Here is a 23,019-nt window from a genome sequence, read left to right on the forward strand (position 1 = left end):
CAGCAGCCGAACTGCGCGATGTATCGAACTAGACCGTACGCGGTAACGTGGCATGTCCGCATCCGAAACCCGCCGATCTCGACGCTTCGCAAGCACACCCGGAGTAATAACCGGAAAGGACTGGGCCGTCCGGCCGACGCTCTATGAACCGCAAGACAGTGTTTCGCACCTTGGCGATCATCTCGGGCATCATGCTCATGATCTGGCTGTTCAGCTTTCTCAGCGATGACACGCGCGGTTGGGAGAGTGTCGACACTTCCGTTGCGCTGGCCCAGCTCGAGGACAAAGCGAACGTCAAGAACGTGCAGATCGATGACAAGGAGCAGCAGCTCCGCATCGAACTGAACAACGGCAACGAAGCCACGAGCAACAACGCCAAGATCGTCGCCAAGTACCCCAGTGGTGGGGAGAACTCCGCGCAGGTCCTCGACGCCGTGCAGAAGTCCGGCGCCCCGTACGACACCGTGGTCAAGCAGGAGAGCTGGCTGTCGCAGCTGCTGCTGTTCATCGTGCCGATGGTGCTGCTGGTCGGCCTGTTCATCTTCGTGATGTCGCGCATGCAGGGCGGTGGCCGTGGCGGAATGATGGGCTTCGGTAAGTCCAAGGCCAAACTGCTGACCAAGGACATGCCCAAGACCACGTTCCAGGACGTGGCCGGTGCCGACGAGGCCGTCGAAGAGCTCTACGAGATCAAGGACTTCCTCCAGAATCCGGCCCGCTACCAGGCGCTCGGCGCGAAGATCCCCAAGGGCGTGCTGCTCTACGGGCCGCCGGGAACCGGTAAGACGCTGCTGGCCCGCGCGGTCGCGGGCGAGGCCGGGGTGCCGTTCTTCACCATCTCCGGTTCGGACTTCGTCGAGATGTTCGTCGGTGTCGGCGCCTCCCGCGTGCGTGACCTGTTCGAGCAGGCCAAGCAGAACAGCCCGTGCATCATCTTCGTCGACGAGATCGACGCGGTCGGCCGCCAGCGCGGTGCGGGCCTCGGCGGCGGTCACGACGAGCGCGAGCAGACCCTCAACCAGCTGCTGGTCGAGATGGACGGCTTCGGTGATCGCTCCAACATCATCCTGATCGCGGCCACCAACCGGCCCGACATCCTCGACCCCGCGCTGCTGCGCCCCGGCCGGTTCGACCGGCAGATCCCGGTCGGCAACCCCGACCTGGCCGGTCGCCGCGCGATCCTGCGGGTGCACTCGGCGGGCAAGCCGATCTCGCAGGAAGCCGACCTCGAGGGTCTGGCCAAGCGCACCGTCGGCATGTCCGGCGCCGATCTGGCCAACGTGATCAACGAGGCCGCGCTGCTCACCGCCCGCGAGAACGGTTCGGTCATCACCGGCGAATCGCTCGAGGAATCGGTCGACCGCGTGATCGGTGGACCGCGCCGCAAGAGCCGCATCATCAGCGAGCACGAGAAGAAGATCACCGCCTACCACGAGGGCGGCCACACCCTGGCGGCGTGGGCGATGCCCGATATCGAGCCCGTCTACAAGGTCACCATCCTGGCCCGCGGCCGCACCGGCGGGCACGCCATGACGGTGCCCGAGGACGACAAGGGCCTGATGACCCGCTCGGAGATGATCTCCCGGCTGGTCTTCGCGATGGGTGGCCGCGCCGCCGAGGAACTGGTGTTCCACGAGCCCACCACCGGCGCGTCCTCCGATATCGACCAGGCCACCAAGATCGCCCGCGGGATGGTCACCGAATACGGCATGAGTGCCCGCCTCGGCGCCGTGCGCTACGGCCAGGAGCAGGGCGACCCGTTCCTCGGCCGCTCGATGGGCGTGCAGGCCGACTACTCGCACGAGGTCGCCCGCGAGATCGACGAGGAGGTGCGCAACCTCATCGAGGCAGCACACACCGAGGCATGGTCGATCCTCAGCGAATACCGCGAGCAGCTCGACGCGTTGGCCACCGCGCTGCTCGAGCGCGAGACGCTGCACCGCAAGGATCTCGAGACGATCCTGGCCGGTGTGGAGAAGCGTCCGCGGATCACCGCGTTCAACGATTTCGGTGACCGGCACCCGTCGGACAAGCCGCCGGTGAAGACGCCGGGCGAGCTGGCCGTCGAGCGCGGCGAGCCGTGGCCGCCGGTGCAGCCCGCGCCGGTGCCGGTGCCCAACGGTGCACCGCCGGTGGAGCCCAACGGCTACCCGGGTCAGCCCTACGGCCAGCCCGCACCACCCGCCGCCGGTTACCCGTTGCCCGCCGCGCCGACCCAGGCGTTCCCCCGGCAGTCGGGCACGCACGGTTCGCGGCCCGATTACGGCGCACCGGCCGGCTGGTCGGCTCCGGGTTGGCCGCCGCGCGAGGAGCAGCAGCAGCCGCAGCAGCAACAGCCGCAGCAGCAGCCCCAACCGCCGCAGGACCAGGGCAGTGCCTGGGGCAGGCCCGAGCAGCAGCAGCCGCGGCACGCCAGCGATGGTTTCCAGCCGTGGGGTGCTCAGCCGCAGCCGCCGGTGCGTGACGCCGATCCGGAGAACAAGGAGTGGGAAGGGCCGAACGGCCGCCACTGACCGGGGGCCAACTACGCTCGGAGGTCGAATGCCGAACAAGTACCGGCATTCGGCACTGGTTCTCGGATCACGCTCGGCCGTCGAATGTCGGGTGGTCGCCGGCTTTCGGCTCTCGTTCTCGGCCCGCCCGCCTCTGGACTGAGCGGAGAACAGGGCCGAGAACCCGCGGCGCCAGCCGCAAATATCACGGAGGTGCGGAGAAGTTGTCGGCCAACAAGCAGGAACTCGATCCGGCAGGTGAGCTGGGTGCGACCAGTCCGTCGGTGCTGACGGCGCTGGCGACCGGTTTGCCGTTCGATCAGGAGCGCGCCGAGAACGCGGTGCGCGAGCTGCTGCTCGCGGTCGGTGAGGATCCCGACCGTCCCGGCCTGCTCGACACGCCCGCGCGGGTGGCGCGTGCTTACCGGGAGATGTTCGCCGGGCTCTACACCGAGCCCGACGCGGTGCTCGCGACCACCTTCGACGAGGGTCACCAGGAACTCGTGCTGGTTCGTGACATCCCGATGTTCTCCACCTGTGAGCATCACCTGGTCTCGTTCCACGGCGTCGCGCACGTCGGCTACATCCCCGGCTCGCACGGCCGGGTGACGGGGCTGTCGAAGCTGGCGCGCGTGGTCGATCTCTACGCCAAGCGCCCCCAGGTGCAGGAGCGGCTGACCAGCCAGATCGCCGACGCGGTGATGCGCCGACTGGATCCGCGCGGCGCGATCGTGGTGGTCGAGGCCGAGCACCTGTGCATGGCCATGAGGGGAATCCGTAAGCCCGGCGCCAGCACCACCACCTCGGCGGTGCGCGGCCAGCTGCAAACCGACTCCGCCTCGCGAGCCGAGGCGCTGGACCTGATCCTGCGCAAATGAGCCAGCCACTGGTGACCGCCCGTGACCACCGCTCCTGCGTGGTCATGGGTGTGGTCAACGTGACCGCTGATTCTTTCTCCGACGGTGGTCGCTACCTCGATCCCGAACTCGCGATCGCGCACGGTGTGGAGCTGTACGAAGCGGGTGCCGACATCGTCGACGTGGGTGGTGAATCCACCAGGCCGGGCGCCGACCGGGTCGACCCGGCCGCCGAGGCCGCCAGGGTCGCTCCGGTGATCCGCGGACTGGTCGCCGCCGGGGTGCCGACCAGTGTCGACACCATGCGCGCCGAGGTCGCCGAGGCCGCGCTGGAGGCGGGCGTCTCGGTGGTGAACGACGTCTCCGGCGGCCGTGCCGACCCGAACATGGTGAAAGTCGTCGCCGAAGCGGGCGTGCCGTGGATCCTCATGCACTGGCGGGCGGGCGCCGACTACCGCCATACCGGCCCCGCCGATCACTACGACGACGTGGTCGCCGAGGTGAACGCCGAACTCTGCGCCCAGGTCGACCTGGCTGTCGCCGCGGGGGTCACCCCGGACCGGCTGATCCTCGACCCCGGCCTCGGTTTCGCCAAGAACGCCGAGCACAACTGGGAACTCCTCGCCGCTCTCCCGGAGCTGGTGGCAGGCGGTTTCCCGATCTTGATCGGCGCCTCACGCAAGCGTTTCCTCGGCGCCCTCCTGGCCGACGAAGCCGGCCCACGCCCGCCCGACGGCCGCGAAACCGCCACCGCCACCCTGTCGGCCCTCGCGGCCACCCATGGCGCCTGGGGCGTGCGCGTGCACGATGTCCGGGCTTCCCTGGACGCCATCGCCGTCGTCGATGCCTGGCGTCGAGCAGCCGACGCTCGATCGGCCGCTGGGCGCACGCCGTGAACGTCCTCGCTACCCGAACTGCCGCAGGCGTCCGAGTCACCCTCCGAGGAGCTGTCCGATGAACTTGCCCTTGCTGCCGCCGCCCGCGGGCAGGCCCGCCTCGTCGCGGATCGAGCTGCGCGGCCTGCGTGCTTTCGGCAGGCACGGAGTGTTCGATTTCGAGCGTCGTGACGGCCAGGAATTCGTCGTCGATCTGACGGTATGGGTCGATTTCGCCGCGGCCGCCGCGTCCGACGACCTCGCCGACACCGTCGACTACGGCGCGCTCGCCGAGCGTGCGGTGCGCATCGTGACCGGTCCGCCGCGCGATCTGATCGAAACAGTGGTCTCCGAGATCGCCGACGACGTGATGGCCGACCCGCGGATCGAGGCGGTGGAGGTGGTCGTGCACAAGCCGTCGGCGCCGATCCCGCACACCTTCGAAGACGTGCGCGTGGTGGCCACCCGGTATCGCACGCAGGCCCCGGAGCCGCGCCGATGACTCGCGCGGTGCTCTCGATCGGCTCGAATCTGGGCGATCGGCTCGCGCATCTGCGCAGCGTGCTCGACGCGCTGGGGGAGCGAGTCGTGGCGGTGTCGCCGGTCTACACGACCGCGCCGTGGGGTGGCGTCGACCAAGACGATTACCTCAATGCTGTTGTCACAGCCGAAGATCCGGCCTTCGACGATTACGCCTGGCTGCGTTTCGGTCAGGAGCTCGAGCAGGCAGCGGGCCGCGTGCGCGAGGTTCGCTGGGGTGCGCGCACCCTCGATGTCGACGTGGTCCAGTGCGCCGACAGCACCGGCACGGCGATCGCCCGCGACACCGATCCGACGCTGATCCTGCCGCACCCGCAGGCACACAACCGGGCCTTCGTCCTCATCCCGTGGCTGGCTGTCGAACCGTCCGCGCACCTTGTCGTCGACGGGGCCGCGCGCCCGATCGCCGAGCTGCTCGCCGGACTCGACCAGTCAGAGAGGGACGGCGTGGTCCGTACCGACCTGGTGCTATGCGAGGAAAGCGCCGGCTCGTGCTGAAACCCACCCGGGTACTCGACCTCGCGCTGAATGTGGTGGTGGCCGCCGCGGTCGCCTGGGTCGCCACCCGGTTCGCCTATTCCAGCTTCCCGTCGATCTCGGTGGCCGCGGGCGCCTCGCTGCTGCCGGTCGCCGCGATCGAGGCGGCGCTCGGCTTCGCGATCAAGGCCAAGATCGCCGATGAGCAGATCGGCGACGGATCGGGCCAGATGCATCCGATCAACGTGGCCAGGGGTGTGGCGCTGGCGAAGGCGTCGTTGCAGGTGGGTTCGCTGGCCGCGGGTGTGTGGCTGGGTTTCCTGCTGTGGGTTTTCCCACAGCGCGGGACCGTCACCGCCGCCGCTACGGATTCGCCGGGTGCGGTGGTCGGCCTGCTGGCCGGTTCGGCCCTGGTTGCTGCGGCTTTGTGGCTGGAGTATTGCTGCCGGGCACCCGAGGACCCGACCGACGACCCCGCTACTACATAGCAACTTGCGAATGGAATCTCCGTAGCCTTTGGTGGGCCGACCAGCCGATTCCGGCTACCCTGGCCCTCATGGTTTCACCCTCCCGCAGCACGGCGCCCCGACGACGGCGGGACGACGCGGGAAAATTCTTCGTCGGTTTCCTCATCCTGCTCGGTCTGACCGCCAGTGTTTTCCTGATCTTCAGCGAAAACGTCCAATACGTGCGGATCGGCCTGGTAGCGGCCCTGTGGGCCGCGGTGATCGGCGCGCTCGCGGCTACCCGCTACCGCAAGGACGCGGCCGTCGACAAGGCGAAGGTGCGCGATCTGCAGACGGTGTACGAGTTGCAGCTCGAGCGTGAGATCAACGCGCGCCGTGAGTACGAGATGGGTGTCGAGGCGCGGGTGCGCGCCGAAGTCGGCGCCGACTCCTCCGAAATCGCCGCGCTGCGCGCCGAGCTGACCCTGCTGCGCCAGAATCTGCAGGTTCTCTTCGACGGCGCCCTGCTCGACGAGCAACCTGCGCTGCAGGCCGATGCCGTGCGGATCGACGCGTTGCCCGCCGGTGGCTTCAATGCCTTCGACGAGCCCGACCACGATTTCGACGTTAGCCCCGAGGATGCCACCGCCGCCTGGTTCGGCCCGTGGCAGCAACCGCCCAGCGCACTGAAACCTGTCTTCATGCAACCGGTTTCGGCCAATTTCGCCGACCCGTACGACGATCCGGTCACCGCCGAGACCTCGGCGGTGCAGCTCGACGAGTACGCCGAAACCCAGCAGTCGACCGCCCCCGCGCAGCCCGCCGCACCGACCACGTCATCGGGAAAGACGCCGCCGCCGCGCCTGTCCTCGCCGAACACCCGCCAGGTGACGGAGACGGTCCTGCCGGCCGAGCCCACCACCAACGGCAACTCGGCCGCTGCCCCCGAGCCCACCCCGGCGGCGGCCGAACCGACTCCGGCACCGGTTGCCGCGGCCGAACCTGTCCCGGCACCTGTAGCGACGGCCGAGCCCACCCCGGAGCCCGCCCAGCCCCCGGCCACCCGCCCCGAGAAGGCCCCCTCGGTGGGCACCAGCTCTCGTCGGCGCCGCCGCGCCGAAACCGAGGGCACCGCCCGGCTGTCGGTGGCAGACATCATGGCCAACCTCGAATCGGAGTCCACCGGCTCCGCCTCTCCGCGTACCTAGCTGGTCGCAACACCGACAACAGCCGGCTCGCCCACCGGCAACCCTCGGCCGCGTCCACCTGTCACCACGCACCTGGGTCCGGCCTGAATACGCGGAGTGGCGGACCAGGTGAGCGCTAGATCACGGTGGGGGCGTGTGGCGGTCCTCGAGTAACTCCCTCTATTCTCGAAGCGAACGTCTGGTACCCGCACCGCGGGACTGGAACGCAAATCGAGAGGACAACGTTGACCTCGAGAAGTGTCAACCCTGATGGCGCAAACACGAGTGGCGACTCCGTGCCCGCACGAATGGATCCAGCGCCCGCACGACTGACGGTGGGAATCGTCTCGGCGGGACGAGTGGGTTCCGCACTCGGCGTAGCGCTCGAGCGAGCCGGCCACGTGGTCTTCGGTGTCGCCGCGATCTCCGACGCCTCGGTGCACCGCGCCCGTACCCGGCTGCCCGAAGCCCATGTGCTGCCGATCGAACAGATCGCCCAGCGCAGTGAACTGCTCCTGCTCGCCGTGCCCGACGCCGAACTGGCCGGGCTGGTCCGCGGCCTCGCCGGTGCGAACGTGGTCCGCCCCGGCACCATCGTCGTGCACACCTCCGGCGCGAACGGAGTCGCGATTCTCGAACCGCTGACGAAGCAGGGTGCGCTCGGCCTCGCGATCCACCCCGCCATGACCTTCACCGGCCACGACGAGGACATCGCCCGGCTCGCCAATGCCTGTTTCGGCGTCACCGCCGCCGACGAGGTCGGGTACGCCATCGCACAGGCGCTGGTGATCGAGATGGGTGGCGAACCGGTTCGCGTCGAGGAAGATCAGCGTTCGCTCTATCACGCGGCCCTCGCCCACGGCAGCAATCACCTGGTCACGGTGATCGTCGACGCCGTCGCGGCCCTGCGTGAATCCCTCTCCGGCCCCGGTCTGCTCGGCCAGCCGCTGGTCGACGATCAGCCCGGCGGCCTTCCCGAACGGCTGCTCGCCCCGCTCGCCTCGGCCGCACTCGACAACGCCTTGCGTCGCGGCCAGGCCGCACTCACCGGTCCGGTCGCCCGCGGTGATGTCGACGCCGTCGCCGCCCATCTCGCCGCGCTCGAGCAGGTCGACGGCCGCTTGGCCGAGGCCTACCGAGCCAATTCGTTGCGCACGGCCCAACTCGCCCACACCGATCCGGCACTGCTGGAGCTCCTCGCCAAGGAAGGCCACTGATGGAACCCCGAGAAGTGCATCACCACCAGGGTGGCGCTCGCGCGACCGGCGCTTTCAAGGCGGGCGTGCTCACCGTGCACCACAACCCCGAGGTGCTCGACACGGTCGCCAAGGCCCTGCGCGGCGCCGGTCGCACGGTCGGTTTCGTGCCGACGATGGGCGCGTTGCACGAGGGGCACCTCGCGTTGATCCGTCAGGCCAAGCTCAACAACCAGGTCGTGATCGTCTCGATCTTCGTCAACCCGCTGCAGTTCGGCGCGAACGAAGACCTCGACGCCTACCCGCGCACTCTCGACGCCGACCTCGAACTGCTCCGCACCGAGGGCGTCGATCTGGTTTTCGCGCCGACGGTTTCCGATATGTACCCGGACGGCATGCGTACCACGGTCCAGCCGGGTCCACTCGGCGCCGAGCTCGAAGGCGGCAGCAGGCCGACGCATTTCGCGGGCATGCTCACCGTCGTCGCGAAGCTGCTCAACATCACCCACGCCTCCGAGGCGTATTTCGGTGAGAAGGACTACCAGCAGCTCACGCTGATCCGGCAGATGGTGCGCGACCTGAACATGGACGCGAAGATCGTGGCCTATCCGACGGTTCGCGAGCCCGACGGCCTCGCCCTGTCCTCGCGCAACCGCTTCCTCGACGCAACCCAGCGCGAGTCGGCGCTGGCGCTGTCGGCCGCGCTCGCCGCGGGCCGTCACGCCGCCGGCCTCGGCGCGGAGGCGGTTGTCCAGACCGCTCGCTCGGTTCTCGACGCGGTGGACGGCCTCGATGTCGACTATCTCGAACTGCGCGATGCCAACCTGGGTCCGGCCCCCACCGCGGGCAACGCCCGCCTGCTGGTCGCCGCCAGAGTCGGCGACACCCGCCTGATCGACAACGCTCCCGTAGTACTCGGCGCCCAGATCGACGGGCATCCCGACGCGAACTCCCTCCCTGCCTCGCAGGCGCACTGAAAGGCGACGACGATGTTGCGCACCATGATGAAGTCGAAGATCCACCGTGCCACCGTGACCCATGCCGACCTGCACTATGTCGGGTCGGTGACCGTCGACCAGGATCTGCTCGACGCCGCCGATCTGCTCGAGGGTGAGCAGGTCTGCATCGTCGACATCGACAACGGCGCCCGCCTCGAGACCTATGTGATCGCCGGTGAGCGCGGTTCGGGCGTGATCGGCATCAACGGTGCCGCCGCCCACCTCGTGCACCCCGGTGACCTGGTCATCCTCATCGCCTACGGTCAGATGGACGAGGCCGAGGTTCGCGAGTACGACCCGAAGGTGGTCTTCGTCGACGACCACAACCGTCCGGTGGAGCTGGGCAGCGACCCCGCGCACGCACCGGAGGGCTCCGGCCTCACCTCGCCGCGCTCGCTGTCGTTCGTCTGAGCCGGGCGGGGGACCCAGGACCATGCTGCTGACGATCGACGTCCGCAACACCGGAATCGAGCTCGGCCTGTTCTCCGGTAGTGGCGACCACGCGACACTGGTGCGGCACTGGCGGATTCACACCAATCCGCTGATCACCGCGGACGAGTTCGCCATGCAGGTGCGCGGTCTGGTCGGCGACGATCTCGATCAGATTGCCGGTGTCTCGGCGTTGTCGACCGTGCCGCCGGTGCTGCGCGAACTGCGCGCCATGCTGGCGCGCTATTGGTCCCATGTGCCGCATGTGCTGGTGGAACCCGGTGTGCGAACAGGCATTCCGTTACTGGTCGACAACCCGAAGGAAGTCGGCGCCGACCGCATCGTCAACTGCCTTGCCGCGTTCCGTAGTTTCGGCGGGCCCGCGATCGTCGTCGATTTCGGCACTGCGATCTGCGTCGACCTGGTCTCGGCCAAGGGGGAATTCCTCGGCGGCGTGATCGCGCCCGGGGTGGAGATCTCGGCCGAGGCGCTGGTGGAACGCAGTGCGATGCGTCGCGTCGAGCTGGCACGGCCGCGTTCGGTGGTGGGCAAGAACAGCATGGAATGCATTCAGTCCGGCGCGATCTTCGGGTTCGCCGGGCTGGTCGACGGGCTGGTCGACCGCATCCGCGACGAATTCGACGCGTTCGCGGGCACCGATGTCACCGTCGTCGCGACGGGGGCGGGCGCACCGCTGATCGTGCCGGAGTCGGAAACCATCGACCAGCACGTCCCGCATCTCACGCTCACCGGCCTGCGCCATGTCTACGAGCGCAACAAAAAGTAGTGTCTGCTAAACTAGCGCTCGTGATCTTCCGTGTGAGCACCCAGGAGTGTTGTCGAGGCTAATCTGCCTCGACCGTTCGAGGCTGACGTTTTCCCTCGACCGTTTTCTCACCTCCTGGAGATGCGCTCATGCGTTCTTCTGTCCTTTCCCTTCCGTCCGCGCGCGACGAGTACTCCGCGACGCCCCCGCTCGACCGGGCGATCGCCTCGGCGTTGCCGACCCGGTTGCGGCCCGCTGACCTGCTGCGACTCACCGACGAAGGCGCCGAAGACGTCCTCTCCGGTCGCTACGACCACCTCCTGCCCGCCGACGGTATCTGGCCGGCCGACGAGCGCTGGGCGACCCGCCTCTCGCACGACGACGAGGTCGATGTCTGGCTGATCAGCTGGACGCCGGGCAAATTCACCGATTTGCACGATCACGCCGGTTCGCTCGGCGCCCTGACCGTGCTGAGTGGCGCCCTTTCGGAATACCGCTGGAATGGCACGGAGTTACGCAGGCGCACGCTCGCCGCGGGTGATCAGGCGTCGTTCCCGATCGGCTGGGTGCACGACGTGGTGCGCGCGCCCGCCGCCGCCGAATCCGTCGGTCCGCTCGATCCCACCTTGAGCGTGCATGCCTATTCCCCGCCGCTGTCGGCGATGTCGTATTACGAAGTGACCGGCCACGGAACGTTGCGCCGAACCAAAACCGTCCTCACCGACCAGCCCGAAGGTGATCTGTGATGAGCCGTTTGACGATTGATCAGATGCTCGAGAACGCTCGCGCGCGATTGCACCGGGTGTATGTGTACGACGTGGCCGCCGCGCTCGAGCGTGGCGCGATTCTGGTCGACATCCGGCCGGCCGCCCAGCGGGTGCGCGAAGGTTCGCTGCCCGGCGCGCTGGTGATCGAGCGAAATGTCCTGGAATGGCGGTTGGATCCGACCTCGTCGGCTCGGTTGTCCCTCGCCGTTGATCACGACGTGGAATGGGTCGTCTTCTGCTCGGAGGGGTACACGTCGAGTTTGGCGGCGGCCGCGTTGCAGGAGCTGGGGTTGCACCGGGCCACCGATGTGATCGGTGGATACCAGGCGTTGAAGTCGGCGGGGTTGTTGACCGTGGGCGTCGGCGTCCCGCATTTCGCCCGTGAGGTCGACGCGCTGGCTTCGCTGTAGGGGGTCGACGTCCGCGAGTTCGGTTGTCCACGAGGCGAATCAGAGGTCGTCACGGGCTGTGTGTGTTTCAGTTATGTGACGTTGATTGCATCTCGCGGGGGAATGGTCGGTGTGGTCCGGGGTTTGCCTCTCGTTCTTTGTGGGCGGGAGTAAATCCATTTCGGGGTGCCGCTAATGTTGTCGAACGTGAGCACTCCTAACCCCGCCGCACCCGGCCGCGCCGCCACTTCCGCTGTGGACATCGATGTTCCCGAGCAGATGCGGATTCGCCGGGACAAGCGCGAACGGCTGCTCACCGAGGGTGGTGAGGCCTATCCGGTGGTGGTGCCACGCACCCACACCCTGGCCGAAATCCGTGCCGCCTACCCGGATCTGGAAGCCGACACTCAGACCGGCCTGCAGGCCGGTATCGCGGGGCGCGTCATTTTCGTCCGTAATACCGGCAAGCTGTGCTTCGCCACGCTGCAGGAAGGCGACGGCACCAAGCTGCAGGCGATGATCAGCCTCAACGGTGTCGGCGCCGACGCGCTGGCGGCGTGGAAGGCCGATGTCGACCTCGGTGACTTCGTGTTCGTGCACGGCGAGGTCATCTCCTCGCGTACCGGCGAATTGAGCGTGATGGCCGATTCCTGGTCGATGGCGGCCAAGTCGCTGCGCCCGCTGCCGGTGGCGCACAAGGAGATGAACGAGGAGTCGCGCGTCCGTCAGCGCTATGTCGACCTGATCGTGCGCCCGGAGGCCAGGGAAATGGCCCGTACCCGCGTGAACGTGGTCCGTGCGCTGCGCAACGCGCTCGAGCGCCGCGGCTTCCTCGAGGTCGAGACCCCGATGCTGCAGACCATCCACGGTGGCGCCGCCGCGCGCCCCTTCGTCACCCATTCCAATGCGCTGGACATGGACCTTTTCCTGCGCATCGCGCCGGAGCTGTTCCTCAAGCGGTGCGTGGTCGGCGGGCTGGAGAAGGTCTTCGAGATCAACCGGAACTTCCGCAACGAAGGCGCCGACTCCACCCATTCGCCCGAGTTCGCGATGCTCGAAACCTACGAGGCCTACGGCACCTATGACGACTCGGCGACGATGACCCGGGAATTGATCCAGGAAGTCGCGCGCGAGGCATTCGGCACCCTTCTGGTGACGCTTGCCGACGGCACTGAATATGATCTCGGAGGCGAGTGGACCACCGTCGAGATGTATCCCTCGCTGTCTGAGTCGATCGGTGTCGAGGTCACTCCGGAAACCACTGTCGAGGAATTGCTCGCGCTCGCCGATCGGGTAGGTCTGGAAATTCCTTCGGACAAGGGCTACGGTCACGGGAAACTGGTCGAAGAACTATGGGAACACGCGTATGGCGACAAGCTCTACGCGCCGACTTTCGTTCGCGACTTCCCGGTCGAGACTTCACCGCTGACCCGTCAGCATCGCAGCAAGCCCGGCGTCACCGAGAAGTGGGACCTCTATGTTCGCGGCTTCGAGTTGGCAACGGGCTATTCGGAACTGGTAGACCCGGTGATCCAGCGGGAACGCTTCGTCGACCAGGCCAGGTTGGCCGCGGCGGGCGATGACGAGGCCATGGTGCTCGATGAAGACTTCCTCGCCGCGATGGAACACGGTATGCCGCCGACCACCGGAACCGGTATGGGAATCGACCGGTTGTTGATGGCACTCACGGGTTCGGGAATCCGGGAAACGATCCTGTTCCCGATTGTGCGACCCACTAGTCGCTGACCAGTGAATTCACGGGGTGAAGACCCCGTGTTGGAAATTTCGCATTTCGGGGTATTCTTGCCTCGGGTATTCGGCCTGGAGGCAGGCTTGACGATTTCGAGAGGACGTTCATCTCATGGCAAAGAAGGTCACCGTTAGCCTGATCGACGATGTCGACGGTGAGTCCATCGCGGACGAGACCATCGAGTTCGCTATCGATGGGGTGTCGTACGAGATCGATCTGTCGGACGCAAATGCGGCGCGCCTGCGCGAAGGCCTGGACGAGTGGGTCGCCAACGCCCGCCGTGTGAGTGGCCGTCGTCGGGTGAAGGCTGCCGGTGCACCCGCGCCGCAGGGCAAGAGCCGTGTTTCCATGGACCGCGAACAGAGCGCCGCAATTCGCGAATGGGCACGCCGTAAGGGTCACAAGGTCTCCGCCCGCGGTCGTATCTCGGCGGAAATCACCGAGGCATACAACAAAGAGGTCGGCAAGAGCTGAGATATCGGCGGCGCGGGCGCCGCGTGGTTCGCGGCCCCGCCGGTCCCGCTGTTGAGGCACCGTTGCTTGCTCCTTCGTCGCGTACGCAACGGCACCTCAACAGCGGGACGGCCGCGAACGGCAGGCTGCGCCTGCCTGCCCCTCCTCGAGGTCGGGGCGTACGGGATTGCGTTGGCGGGGAAAACGAGGGAACGAAGGGCCCGGGTTGTGCCGGGTGCGGGGAACAAGGGGCCCGGGTTGTCCCGGGTGTGGGGTCTCGGGACGTAGACTGATGGCCGTGCACAAGGTGTTTCGAGTATCCGGCGGTGTCGCGCAGTGAGTTCCTTCCTGCGGTATACCGACGACACCGGTAAGCAGCATGAACTGGCCCTGGAGGCCGGGCAGCAGCGTGTCACCATCGGGCGCAATGTGCAGGCCGACCTGGTGCTCGCGTGGGACGCCGAGGTTTCCCGGCTGCACGCCGCGGTCGAACATCTCGGTGCGCACTGGACCATCATCGACGACGGACTGTCGCGCAACGGCACCTTCGTCAATGGCGAGCGGCTGGTCGGGCGGCGCCGGCTGAGTCCCGGCGACCGGATTCGGGTCGGGACCACGCTCGTGCATTTCTTCGATTTCGGCGGTGTGGTGGATGACGCGACGCATACCGCGTCCGGGTCCATCCCCACGATGCGCTCGCTGACCGAGACCCAGCGCGCGGTGCTGGTCGCGCTGTGCCGTCCGTACAAACACGGCACCGGATTCGCGACGCCTGCCTCGAACCAGCAGATCGCCGAGGAATTGTTCCTCTCGATCGATGCCATCAAAACCCACCTGCGCGCCTTGTTCGCGAAGTTCGGGGTGGAAAATCTGCCGCAGAACCAGAAGCGCACCCGATTGGCCGCGCTGGCGATGCAGAGCGGCCTGATCTCCGACCACGATCTGTGAGTGCGACGGTCGCGTAGGTCGGTGAGCGTCTGAACTATGTCGCGGATCCGGTCTGGGCGGTTGACTTACTCGTATCACCGGAGCGCGAGATCGAAGCTCCGGACCACGAGTCAGGAGACATCACATGTTCGCAGTTCGGATGGCCACCATGGTGCTGGCCCTGCTCAGTACCGGACTCATCGCCGGCGTGTTCTACGCCTACGCGATCTCGGTGATGCCGGCGCTGGCCCGCACCGATGACCGCACGCTGATCGACGTGATGCAGAAGATCAACGTCGTGATCATCAACCCCTGGTTCATGTTCGGCTTCATGGGCACGGTCGGTTTCACGGCGCTGGCGGCCGCGCTGCACCTCGGTAGGGAACAGCGTTCGACACTGATCTGGATCGGAATCGCGTTGGCGCTCAACGTGATCGCGTTCGCGGTCACCGCCGGCTTGAACGTGCCGCTCAACGACGCGCTCGCCGCGGCGGGTGATCCGGCGTCGATCGCCGACACCGCCGCCGTCCGTGCGGATTTCGAGGCGACCTGGGTTCGCTGGAATATCGTCCGCGCGGTGCTGCACAGTGCCGCGTTCCTGGTGCTGTGCGGCGCGCTGTTCGCCGCGGGCGTGCAGCAGGGTAAGTCCAGTTCGGCCACCGACGTGGCCGCGGCACCGGTGCCGATGGTTTACGGCCGGTAGTGCCACGCGATCACTAGAACGTGTTCCATGATGAGTGGAACACGTTCTAGTGAGGAGTCGTTCATGCGACGTTGTTCGCTTCTGGTGCTGGCCGCGGCCCTGTTCGCCTGCCTGCCCGCCACCGCGTCGGCCCAGCCCCTTCCGGTCGACTACAACTTCTTCGCGGGCATTGCGCCGGAGCTCACCAACCCGGGCGGCTCGCTACCCGGCGCGAACGATCCGGGCTGCGTCCCCTCGCCCGAGCATCCCGACCCGGTGGTCCTGCTGCACGGCACCGGCGGCGGAGGGCAGACGAACTGGGGTGTATATGCCCCCGTGCTGGCCAACGAGGGCTACTGCGTCTTTTCCCTCACCTACGGCGCCTACGCCCTTCCCTGGCCCGTCTCGGCGATCGGCGGCATGCGTCCGATCGAGCAGAGCGCCGCCGAGGTCTCGGCCTTCGTCGACAGCGTGCTGGCCCGCACCGGCGCCGAGCGCGTCGACCTGATCGCCCATTCGCAGGGCAATATCGTCGGCAACTACTACCTCAAGCGGTTGGGCGGCGCAGACAAGGTCGGCAAGCTGGTCGGGATCGCGCCGCCGTGGCTCGGTACCAATGCGTTCGGCGCGGCCGACATCGCCCGCTTCAGCCGGGCGCTCGGCGCTGGTCCGGCCTTCGACGCGGTCAGCTCGTCGCTGTGCCAGGCCTGCGGGCAGATGTTCACCGGCTCGCCCTTCATGACCGCGCTCAACGCCGACGGTGTGTACGACGCACGGGTCACCTACACCAATATCGTCTCCGCCTTCGACGAACTGGTCGTTCCGCATACATCGGGCCTGGTCCCCGGCCCGAACGCCACCTCGATCGTGGTGCAGGACGGGTGCGCGCAGGACTACTCCGAACACCTGGCCATCGCGGGCAGCCCGCGCGCGGCAGGTCATGTCCTCAACGCCCTCGATCCCGCCCGGCAGGCCGCGGTCGCGTGCGAATTCGTCCCACCCTTCACCGGTTGAGCCGCGCGGCGCGATTTCGCTGTAGGCAAAACTGAGGTGGAAACGAATGCTGCGACGTGCGCGTTGTCAGTGAGTGACCATGTTGTCGCCGGTCCCCATTAGGGTGGACCGGCGGCGGCGGAATCCCCTGCCAACTAGAGTGGATGGCGGGGGCCGCAACCCCCGGGCTTCATGGCAGGCTGACGGCGAAAGTTGTCGGTCCGACGCCCTAGGTTGTATCGAGCATACTGCGGCGTCTGTTGCCAGAATGTCGGAGCAGGAGAGTGAGGGAGCGATGTTCGAGAGGTTCACCGACCGCGCGAGGCGTGTCGTTGTCCTGGCCCAAGAAGAGGCCCGGATGCTCAACCACAACTACATCGGCACCGAGCACATCCTGCTTGGGTTGATCCACGAGGGCGAGGGCGTGGCGGCGAAGTCGCTGGAGTCCCTTGGCATCTCGCTGGAGGGTGTGCGCAGCCAGGTCGAGGAGATCATCGGGCAGGGCCAGCAGGCGCCGTCCGGTCACATCCCCTTCACCCCGCGTGCCAAGAAGGTGCTGGAGCTGAGCCTGCGCGAAGCGCTGCAGCTCGGCCACAACTACATCGGTACCGAGCACATCCTGCTCGGCCTCATCCGCGAGGGCGAGGGCGTCGCGGCCCAGGTGCTGGTCAAGCTCGGCGCCGACCTCAACCGTGTCCGTCAGCAGGTCATCCAGCTGCTGTCCGGGTACCAGGGCAAGGAGCCCGTCGAGGGCGCCGGTCCGCGCGGCGAGGCGGGCACCCCGTCCACGTCGCTGGTGCTCGACCAGTTCGGTCGCAACCTCACTCAGGCGGCCCTGGAAGGCAAGCTCGATCCCGTCATCGGGCGCTCGAAGGAAATCGAGCGCGTGATGCAGGTGCTCTCGCGCCGCACCAAGAACAACCCGGTGCTGATCGGCGAGCCCGGTGTCGGTAAGACCGCGGTCGTCGAGGGCCTGGCACAGGCCATCGTCAACGGCGAGGTCCCCGAGACCCTCAAGGACAAGCAGCTCTACACCCTCGACCTGGGCTCCCTGGTCGCGGGCAGCCGCTACCGCGGTGACTTCGAAGAGCGCCTCAAGAAGGTGCTCAAGGAGATCAACACCCGCGGCGACATCATCCTGTTCATCGACGAGCTGCACACGCTCGTCGGCGCGGGTGCTGCCGAAGGCGCCATCGACGCGGCCTCGATCCTGAAGCCGAAGCTGGCCCGTGGCGAGCTGCAGACCATCGGTGCCACCACCCTCGACGAGTACCGCAAGTACATCGAGAAGGACGCCGCGCTGGAACGCCGTTTCCAGCCGGTGCAGGTGGGCGAGCCGACCGTCGAGCACACCATCAACATCCTCAAGGGTCTGCGCGACCGCTACGAGGCGCACCACCGGGTCTCCATCACCGACAGCGCGCTCGTCGCCGCCGCCACCCTGGCCGACCGCTACATCAACGACCGGTTCCTGCCGGACAAGGCGATCGACCTGATCGACGAAGCGGGCGCGCGCATGCGCATCCGCCGGATGACCGCTCCGCCGGACCTGCGCGACTTCGACGACAAGATCGCCGATGCGCGCCGGGAGAAGGAAAGCGCTATCGACGCGCAGGACTTCGAGAAGGCCGCGCGTCTGCGCGACAAGGAGAAGCAGCTCGTCGCCAAGCGTGCCGAGCGCGAGAAGCAGTGGCGTTCCGGTGATCTGGACGTCGTGGCCGAGGTCGACGACGAGCAGATCGCGGAGGTGCTGGCCAACTGGACCGGCATCCCCGTCTTCAAGCTCACCGAGGAGGAGACCACCCGTCTGCTCCGGATGGAAGACGAGCTGCACAAGCGGATCATCGGCCAGGAGGATGCCGTCAAGGCCGTCTCCAAGGCGATCCGCCGCACTCGCGCCGGTCTGAAGGACCCCAAGCGTCCGTCGGGCTCGTTCATCTTCGCCGGCCCCTCTGGTGTCGGTAAGACCGAGCTCGCCAAGTCGCTGGCGAACTTCCTGTTCGGCGACGACGACGCGCTCATCCAGATCGACATGGGCGAGTTCCACGACCGCTTCACCGCTTCTCGTCTGTTCGGTGCCCCTCCCGGGTACGTGGGCTACGAGGAGGGCGGCCAGCTCACCGAGAAGGTGCGTCGCAAGCCGTTCTCGGTGGTGCTGTTCGACGAGATCGAGAAGGCGCACCAGGAGATCTACAACACGCTCCTGCAGGTGCTCGAGGACGGCCGTCTCACCGACGGTCAGGGTCGTACGGTCGACTTCAAGAACACCGTGCTGATCTTCACCTCGAACCTGGGCACCTCCGACATCTCCAAGGCTGTCGGCCTCGGCTTCACCCAGTCCAACGCCGAGGGCTCGAACTACGAGCGGATGAAGCTCAAGGTCAACGACGAGCTGAAGAAGCACTTCCGCCCCGAGTTCCTCAACCGCATCGACGACGTGATCGTCTTCCACCAGCTCACGAGCGAACAGATCGTGCAGATGGTGGACCTGATGATCGCCCGCGTCTCGGTGCAGCTGAAGAACAAGGACATGGCGATGGAGCTGACCGAACAGGCCAAGAGCCTGCTCGCCAAGCGCGGCTTCGATCCGGTCCTCGGCGCTCGTCCGCTGCGTCGCACGATCCAGCGCGAGATCGAGGACCAGCTCTCGGAGAAGATCCTCTTCGGCGAGATCGGCGCGGGCCAGACCATTCTGGTCGACGTCGAAGGCTGGAACGGCGAGGGTCTCGGCGAGGACGCTAAGTTCACCTTCGAAGGTAAGACGAAGCTGACCAAGGGCTCCGCGACCGACGACAAGCCCGAGGTGGTTCTCACCGGCGCAGCCGAGGGCACCGCGCCCGAGGCCGCCGCCTCCGGCGAGTAGTAACCAGCTGAACCGAAAGCCCGCCCTCTGTATCAGAGGGCGGGCTTTTCGCGTCGCGGATCAGCAGCGCATCGTCTACTGACGTGCGCGTTCGAGAACCGGGGCGAAGGCGGTGGCCAGCTCGCCCGGGACGATCAGCTCGTCGATTCCGTAACGCTCGCTGCGGGACTCGAGGATTTTCACCGCAGCCTGTGGATCGCTGGGGAGATGTCCGGCGGCCCCCGCGGCGCGGAGTTTTTCGGGGGTGTGGCCGAGGCGGGTGCTCAGCCAGTTGGGGAGCTGGTCGCCGATGCCGACCAGTTGGAGGGTGAATCGGATCTCGCGGTCGGTGTGGGCGGTGACGATGCCGACCATCTCGGCGAGGTCGTCTTCGGTCGCGTCCGGTGCCGCCGCCAGCAGAATGCGGTCGGCGTATCGCGCCGCGGTGGTGAGCATTCGAGGCCCGCTCGCCGCGATGACCACCGGTGGTGACGGGTCCACCTGGGCGCGCACCGAGGTGATGGTGTCGATCAGCTGGTTTCGTCGTTCACCCGCCGAACCCCATGGCATGCCGAGTCTTTCGGCCTCCGTTCGCGCGTCCGGTCGGCCGGTGCCGATCCCGAGTTCGAATCGGCCGTCCGAAAGCAGTTGCAGTGCCGCCGTTTCCCGAACAGTCGTAGCGGCGGAGCGGAAGGGCGCGGCCAGGACATTGGGCCGCAATCGCAGGTTCTCCGTCACGGCGGCGGCTGCTGCCAGGGCGATGAGCGGGGACGGCGTGTACAGCGTGTCCGGCAGCATCAGCGTGCGGTACCCCTGTGCCTGCGCCCCGGTCACCGCCTGTGTCCACTCCGCCCCGGACCGCGGCATGAGCACGATTCCGAATCGCATCGCTACTTCTTCCCGCGCGGTTCGCTCAATACCGCGAGCCTGCCGCGGTATTCGGCCTCGGTGATCTCGCCGCGAGCGAAACCTTCGCGCAGCGCGCCCACCGCGCCGCCGCGTCCCGCGCAGCGGCGGCGGGCGAAGAACACCAGTGCGATCACGGTGATCCAGAAGATCACCGGGAAGATCCAGAAGAACGGCCATGGATGCCACCCTCCGTCGTAGTGGTCGGCCAGCAGGGTCAGCGTCGTCGCGCTGTCGACAATGTTCATGTCTCAACCCTGCTCGCCCGAACGACCGACGACATCGGCCGCGAGACCCGATCCGGCGTACGTCACCGCGCGTACAACCCGTCGACCGGTACCGTGCAGTGCATCGGAGTTCCATCAGGAGGGGTGCACGTGACGCAGACCGATGGTGCGCACAGCCTCGACGATGTGCTGGCCGGTGTGCAGTGGCGCTTCGCTGGGCGCGACGAGTTCGCACTGACGGCGGGCCAGTGGGAGTTCATGACCGAGCCGAGCGCGCTGGTGGTGCTGGACGGGCTGGTCCGGGTCGAAGGGCTCAGCACGGCAGAAGACCTGGCGAGCGGGGATTTTCTGTTCGTGCCCGGCACCGAACGATTCGCGATCAACGCGCTGTCGGAGGGCCGGGTGCTGCGGGTGCGCCTGGAACCCGTCGGGACCGGCAGTGCCATGACCGCGCTGCCACAACGGCTGCTGCTGACCGGTTTCGTCGACCACACGCCTTTGGCCGCGACCATGTTTCGTCACCTGGTCCAACAGTGCCCTGACCCGTTCGGCGTCCAGGGCGACCGGGTGGCCACCTTGCTCACTTCGATGGCGATCGAGTCCTGGCATGCCCGTGGTTGCGCGCCACCACGGTGGCTGCTGAAGGTGAACGAGCCCGGGGTGGCGCAGGCCGTGGCCGCGATGCATGCCGACCCGGGGCAGGAGTGGACAGTTGAAGGGCTGGCAAAGATCGCGCTGGCCTCGCGATCCGGGTTCGCCGCCCGGTTTCAGGCGGCGACCGGCCTCACGCCGGGCCGGTACCTGACGAAACTGCGGATCGAGCGGGCGCAACTGCTGTTGGTCGACCACGCGGTGCCGGTCGGCACGGTGGCCCGCAGGCTCGGCTATCGCTCGGAGACGGCGTTCGGGCGGGCGTTCCGGCGGCAGACGGGCCGCACGCCGTCGCAGTGGCGGCGGGCGGCCCGGGCATCGACTGAGGTCAGTGCGCCGCTCGGGTGAGTGAGTGCCGGATCAGGACCCCGCCGAGGACCGCGGCGACGGCACCGAGCGCGTAGGTCGGGGCCAGGCCGATGCTGTCCACGCCGCGGCCGCCGATCGCCGAGCCGAGGATGATCGCCAGCTGGAAACCGGCGACGATCAGTCCGCTGCCCGCTTCCATGCGATCGGGCAGCACCCGCGATACCCACACCTGCACGAGATTGAGAATGCCGCCGAACGCGGCGCCCCACACCACCACGGCCAGGTAGGCGAGTGGGGCGAACGCCGCGGAGGCGATGATCGCGAGCAGTGACAGGCCGACGGCTGCCGGCACCGCCACCAGCAGGGCGCCGAGGTGGCGGTCGGCGAGTGCGCCGAGGACGAAGTTGCCGAGCAGACCACCGACGCCGAACAGGGCGAGCAGCACCGGGATCACCGCCGGGCCCGCACCGAGCAGTTCGGCCAGGGCCGGGCGGATATAGGTGTATCCGGCGAAGTGCCCGCCGACGACGGCGACCATGCTGACCAGCCCGAGCGTCACGCCCGGGGACCGTAGGGCGTTGCCGAGTGCGGCGAACCCGATGCCCGTGCTCGGCGCGATCGGCGGCAGCATCAGCCGCACCGCGACGGCGGTGGCGGCGGTCAGCGCGGCCACGATCAGGAAGGTCGTCCGCCACCCGGCGTAGGTGCTCAGCAGCACGCCGAGCGGCACTCCGGCCACCGTCGCGACCGTGGTTCCCGCGTTCACGATCATCATCCCCTTGCCGAGCCGTTCGGCCGGGACGAGCTTCGCGGCGATCACCAGCGCCATCGACCAGTAGCCGCCGACAGCCAGGCCGAGCAGCAGGCGCGCGATCAGCAACAACACGATGTTCGGCGCGAGGGCGACCACCACGTTCGACACCGCCGCGCCGACGGTCAGCCAGATCAGCAGGGTGCGCCGATCCAGGCGGGGGAACAGCGCGCCCGATCCGAGCGCGGCCACCAGCGCGGTCAGCGCCGTCGCGCTCACCGACAGTCCGACAACCCCTTCGGGCACTCCGAGATCATTCGCGAGTGCGGTGAGCACGCCCGGCGGCAGGAACTCCGCGGTCACCAGCGTGAAGCTGCCGAGGAACATGGTGAGCAGGGCGGGCCACGTGGCGCGGCGCGAAACTTCCGATGCCGCAGGGCTCGTCGTCAATGTCTTGATCATGCCTGATGCAACAGCCGGAATATCCCCGTCACGCGACCCAAACGCCACGGCGATCGACCTGAACGCCAACGTTGCGCTGCTACTGCGCCACCGGATCGGCCGCGTGATCGGCGGATCTGGGCAATGAGCTCGGGCAGGCTATGCGAATTGGCCCATCGCCGCGGAATTCGTCGCGGCCGCGTGCGTGAAGAACGCCTGGAGATCCTCGTAGGCCTCGCGCAGGTAGTCGAGTGCTTCGTCGCCGTCCCAGATGTCCGGGCCCGCGCCCTCTTCGTCCATCAACTCCGGGGAGAAATGCTCGGCCAGTCGGTCGAAGGGAGTGGCGGAGAGGACCCGTGCCGCCGCGGACACCTCGGTTGCCGACCACACACGCAGGCAGTCCTGGCGGGTGCTCGGCTCATCGCCGCCGAGTAGGTCGAAATCGACTGCTGCGGCGGAGAACAGGCAGCGCAGGCCGTCCCAGGCCTGGTCGAGGTCGCCGGATGGTTCGCCCGCGGATCGAGGCGTTTCGATGAGGTCCCACGCGGCGTCCGGCTCGGCAGTGACCCGGATGGCATCGGAGGGAGTGATACGGGTGAAGACGAAAATGATGCTCACGGAAAGGAGGCGCCTTTCAGGCGGAGTAGTCGGACCGTGGTGAAGGTAGG

Annotated in this window: 24 protein-coding genes; 20 read left to right on the forward strand and 4 right to left on the reverse strand. The window is 67.5% G+C overall.

Going from position 1 to position 23,019, the window contains the following annotated elements; translation table 11 throughout:
* Window positions 1–143 precede the first annotated feature (143 nt).
* The 19 genes from ftsH to ACFVVI_RS19630 all read left to right on the forward strand — a co-directional run bounded on the left by ftsH (window position 144) and on the right by ACFVVI_RS19630 (window position 19,087).
* Window positions 144–2,513, forward strand: a complete 2,370-nt coding sequence (gene ftsH / locus ACFVVI_RS19540) for an ATP-dependent zinc metalloprotease FtsH (RefSeq protein ID WP_378990761.1) — start codon at window positions 144–146, stop codon at window positions 2,511–2,513.
* 242 nt (window positions 2,514–2,755) lie between these two features.
* Window positions 2,756–3,370: a GTP cyclohydrolase I FolE gene (gene folE, locus ACFVVI_RS19545; protein WP_378990814.1), complete on the forward strand. Its 615-nt coding sequence runs from the start codon at window positions 2,756–2,758 to the stop codon at window positions 3,368–3,370.
* Window positions 3,367–4,245, forward strand: a complete 879-nt coding sequence (gene folP / locus ACFVVI_RS19550) for a dihydropteroate synthase (protein ID WP_378990760.1) — start codon at window positions 3,367–3,369, stop codon at window positions 4,243–4,245. The genes folE and folP overlap by 4 nt, the downstream gene beginning before the upstream one ends.
* 58 nt (window positions 4,246–4,303) lie before the next feature.
* A complete protein-coding gene (gene folB, locus ACFVVI_RS19555) occupies window positions 4,304–4,726 on the forward strand; it encodes a dihydroneopterin aldolase (RefSeq protein WP_387446195.1) in 423 nt (140 codons plus the stop codon).
* Entirely contained in the window at window positions 4,723–5,262 is a 540-nt protein-coding gene (gene folK, locus ACFVVI_RS19560) for a 2-amino-4-hydroxy-6-hydroxymethyldihydropteridine diphosphokinase (protein ID WP_387446196.1), read from the forward strand. The genes folB and folK overlap by 4 nt, the downstream gene beginning before the upstream one ends.
* Window positions 5,256–5,729, forward strand: a complete 474-nt coding sequence (locus ACFVVI_RS19565; RefSeq protein ID WP_378990757.1) for a DUF3180 domain-containing protein — start codon at window positions 5,256–5,258, stop codon at window positions 5,727–5,729. The genes folK and ACFVVI_RS19565 overlap by 7 nt, the downstream gene beginning before the upstream one ends.
* A gap of 68 nt (window positions 5,730–5,797) precedes the next feature.
* Window positions 5,798–6,895, forward strand: coding sequence for a DUF6779 domain-containing protein (locus ACFVVI_RS19570; protein ID WP_378990756.1), 1,098 nt, complete (start codon window positions 5,798–5,800; stop codon window positions 6,893–6,895).
* Between the two features lie 287 nt (window positions 6,896–7,182).
* Window positions 7,183–8,091: a Rossmann-like and DUF2520 domain-containing protein gene (locus ACFVVI_RS19575; protein ID WP_387446533.1), complete on the forward strand. Its 909-nt coding sequence runs from the start codon at window positions 7,183–7,185 to the stop codon at window positions 8,089–8,091.
* On the forward strand, window positions 8,091–9,047 hold the full coding sequence (panC, locus tag ACFVVI_RS19580) for a pantoate--beta-alanine ligase (RefSeq protein ID WP_378990755.1): 957 nt from the start codon (window positions 8,091–8,093) through the stop codon (window positions 9,045–9,047). The genes ACFVVI_RS19575 and panC overlap by 1 nt, the downstream gene beginning before the upstream one ends.
* Before the next feature lie 12 nt (window positions 9,048–9,059).
* The gene (gene panD, locus ACFVVI_RS19585; RefSeq protein ID WP_357370408.1) at window positions 9,060–9,479 is read left to right on the forward strand and encodes an aspartate 1-decarboxylase; all 420 of its coding nucleotides are present in this window, start codon (window positions 9,060–9,062) and stop codon (window positions 9,477–9,479) included.
* Between the two features lie 22 nt (window positions 9,480–9,501).
* Window positions 9,502–10,284: a type III pantothenate kinase gene (locus ACFVVI_RS19590; protein ID WP_378990754.1), complete on the forward strand. Its 783-nt coding sequence runs from the start codon at window positions 9,502–9,504 to the stop codon at window positions 10,282–10,284.
* A gap of 128 nt (window positions 10,285–10,412) precedes the next feature.
* Window positions 10,413–11,009: a cysteine dioxygenase family protein gene (locus ACFVVI_RS19595; protein ID WP_364584063.1), complete on the forward strand. Its 597-nt coding sequence runs from the start codon at window positions 10,413–10,415 to the stop codon at window positions 11,007–11,009.
* A complete protein-coding gene (locus ACFVVI_RS19600; protein WP_378990753.1) occupies window positions 11,009–11,440 on the forward strand; it encodes a rhodanese-like domain-containing protein in 432 nt (143 codons plus the stop codon). Before ACFVVI_RS19595 ends, ACFVVI_RS19600 begins: the two co-directional genes overlap by 1 nt.
* A 258-nt stretch (window positions 11,441–11,698) precedes the next feature.
* Window positions 11,699–13,165 carry a lysine--tRNA ligase gene (lysS, locus tag ACFVVI_RS19605; RefSeq protein ID WP_378990810.1) on the forward strand — a complete coding sequence of 489 codons (1,467 nt, stop codon included), beginning with the start codon at window positions 11,699–11,701 and terminating at the stop codon, window positions 13,163–13,165.
* A 115-nt stretch (window positions 13,166–13,280) separates the two neighbouring features.
* Window positions 13,281–13,643, forward strand: coding sequence for an Lsr2 family protein (locus ACFVVI_RS19610; protein WP_067454241.1), 363 nt, complete (start codon window positions 13,281–13,283; stop codon window positions 13,641–13,643).
* A gap of 315 nt (window positions 13,644–13,958) precedes the next feature.
* A complete protein-coding gene (locus ACFVVI_RS19615) occupies window positions 13,959–14,570 on the forward strand; it encodes an FHA domain-containing protein (RefSeq protein ID WP_101464728.1) in 612 nt (203 codons plus the stop codon).
* A gap of 124 nt (window positions 14,571–14,694) precedes the next feature.
* Complete coding sequence (locus tag ACFVVI_RS19620) at window positions 14,695–15,252, forward strand: DUF1772 domain-containing protein (RefSeq protein WP_378990752.1); 558 nt, start codon at window positions 14,695–14,697, stop codon at window positions 15,250–15,252.
* Window positions 15,253–15,315: 63 nt separating this feature from the next.
* Window positions 15,316–16,245 carry a lipase family alpha/beta hydrolase gene (locus ACFVVI_RS19625; RefSeq protein ID WP_387446199.1) on the forward strand — a complete coding sequence of 310 codons (930 nt, stop codon included), beginning with the start codon at window positions 15,316–15,318 and terminating at the stop codon, window positions 16,243–16,245.
* Between the two features lie 274 nt (window positions 16,246–16,519).
* On the forward strand, window positions 16,520–19,087 hold the full coding sequence (locus ACFVVI_RS19630) for an ATP-dependent Clp protease ATP-binding subunit (protein ID WP_378990750.1): 2,568 nt from the start codon (window positions 16,520–16,522) through the stop codon (window positions 19,085–19,087).
* Window positions 19,088–19,162: 75 nt separating this feature from the next.
* Here the strand turns inward: ACFVVI_RS19630 and ACFVVI_RS19635 are convergent, their stop codons facing one another.
* Both ACFVVI_RS19635 and ACFVVI_RS19640 read right to left on the reverse strand, forming a co-directional pair.
* On the reverse strand, window positions 19,163–19,954 hold the full coding sequence (locus ACFVVI_RS19635) for an LLM class flavin-dependent oxidoreductase (RefSeq protein WP_387446200.1): 792 nt from the start codon (window positions 19,952–19,954) through the stop codon (window positions 19,163–19,165).
* Between the two features lie 2 nt (window positions 19,955–19,956).
* On the reverse strand, window positions 19,957–20,220 hold the full coding sequence (locus tag ACFVVI_RS19640; RefSeq protein ID WP_378990748.1) for an SHOCT domain-containing protein: 264 nt from the start codon (window positions 20,218–20,220) through the stop codon (window positions 19,957–19,959).
* Between the two features lie 129 nt (window positions 20,221–20,349).
* Here ACFVVI_RS19640 and ACFVVI_RS19645 point away from each other — a divergent pair, with 129 nt between their 5' ends.
* Window positions 20,350–21,198 carry a helix-turn-helix domain-containing protein gene (locus tag ACFVVI_RS19645; RefSeq protein ID WP_378990747.1) on the forward strand — a complete coding sequence of 283 codons (849 nt, stop codon included), beginning with the start codon at window positions 20,350–20,352 and terminating at the stop codon, window positions 21,196–21,198.
* On the opposite strand, the gene ACFVVI_RS19650 is transcribed toward ACFVVI_RS19645, so the two are convergent.
* Both ACFVVI_RS19650 and ACFVVI_RS19655 read right to left on the reverse strand, forming a co-directional pair.
* Entirely contained in the window at window positions 21,179–22,360 is a 1,182-nt protein-coding gene (locus ACFVVI_RS19650) for an MFS transporter (RefSeq protein ID WP_387446201.1), read from the reverse strand. The genes ACFVVI_RS19645 and ACFVVI_RS19650 overlap by 20 nt on opposite strands.
* Before the next feature lie 150 nt (window positions 22,361–22,510).
* Window positions 22,511–22,969, reverse strand: coding sequence for a YfbM family protein (locus ACFVVI_RS19655; RefSeq protein WP_387446202.1), 459 nt, complete (start codon window positions 22,967–22,969; stop codon window positions 22,511–22,513).
* Window positions 22,970–23,019: the final 50 nt, after the last annotated feature.

Origin of the sequence: Nocardia sp. NPDC058114, from assembly GCF_042884695.1 — a bacterium.
Taxonomy (GTDB): Bacteria; Actinomycetota; Actinomycetes; order Mycobacteriales; family Mycobacteriaceae; genus Nocardia.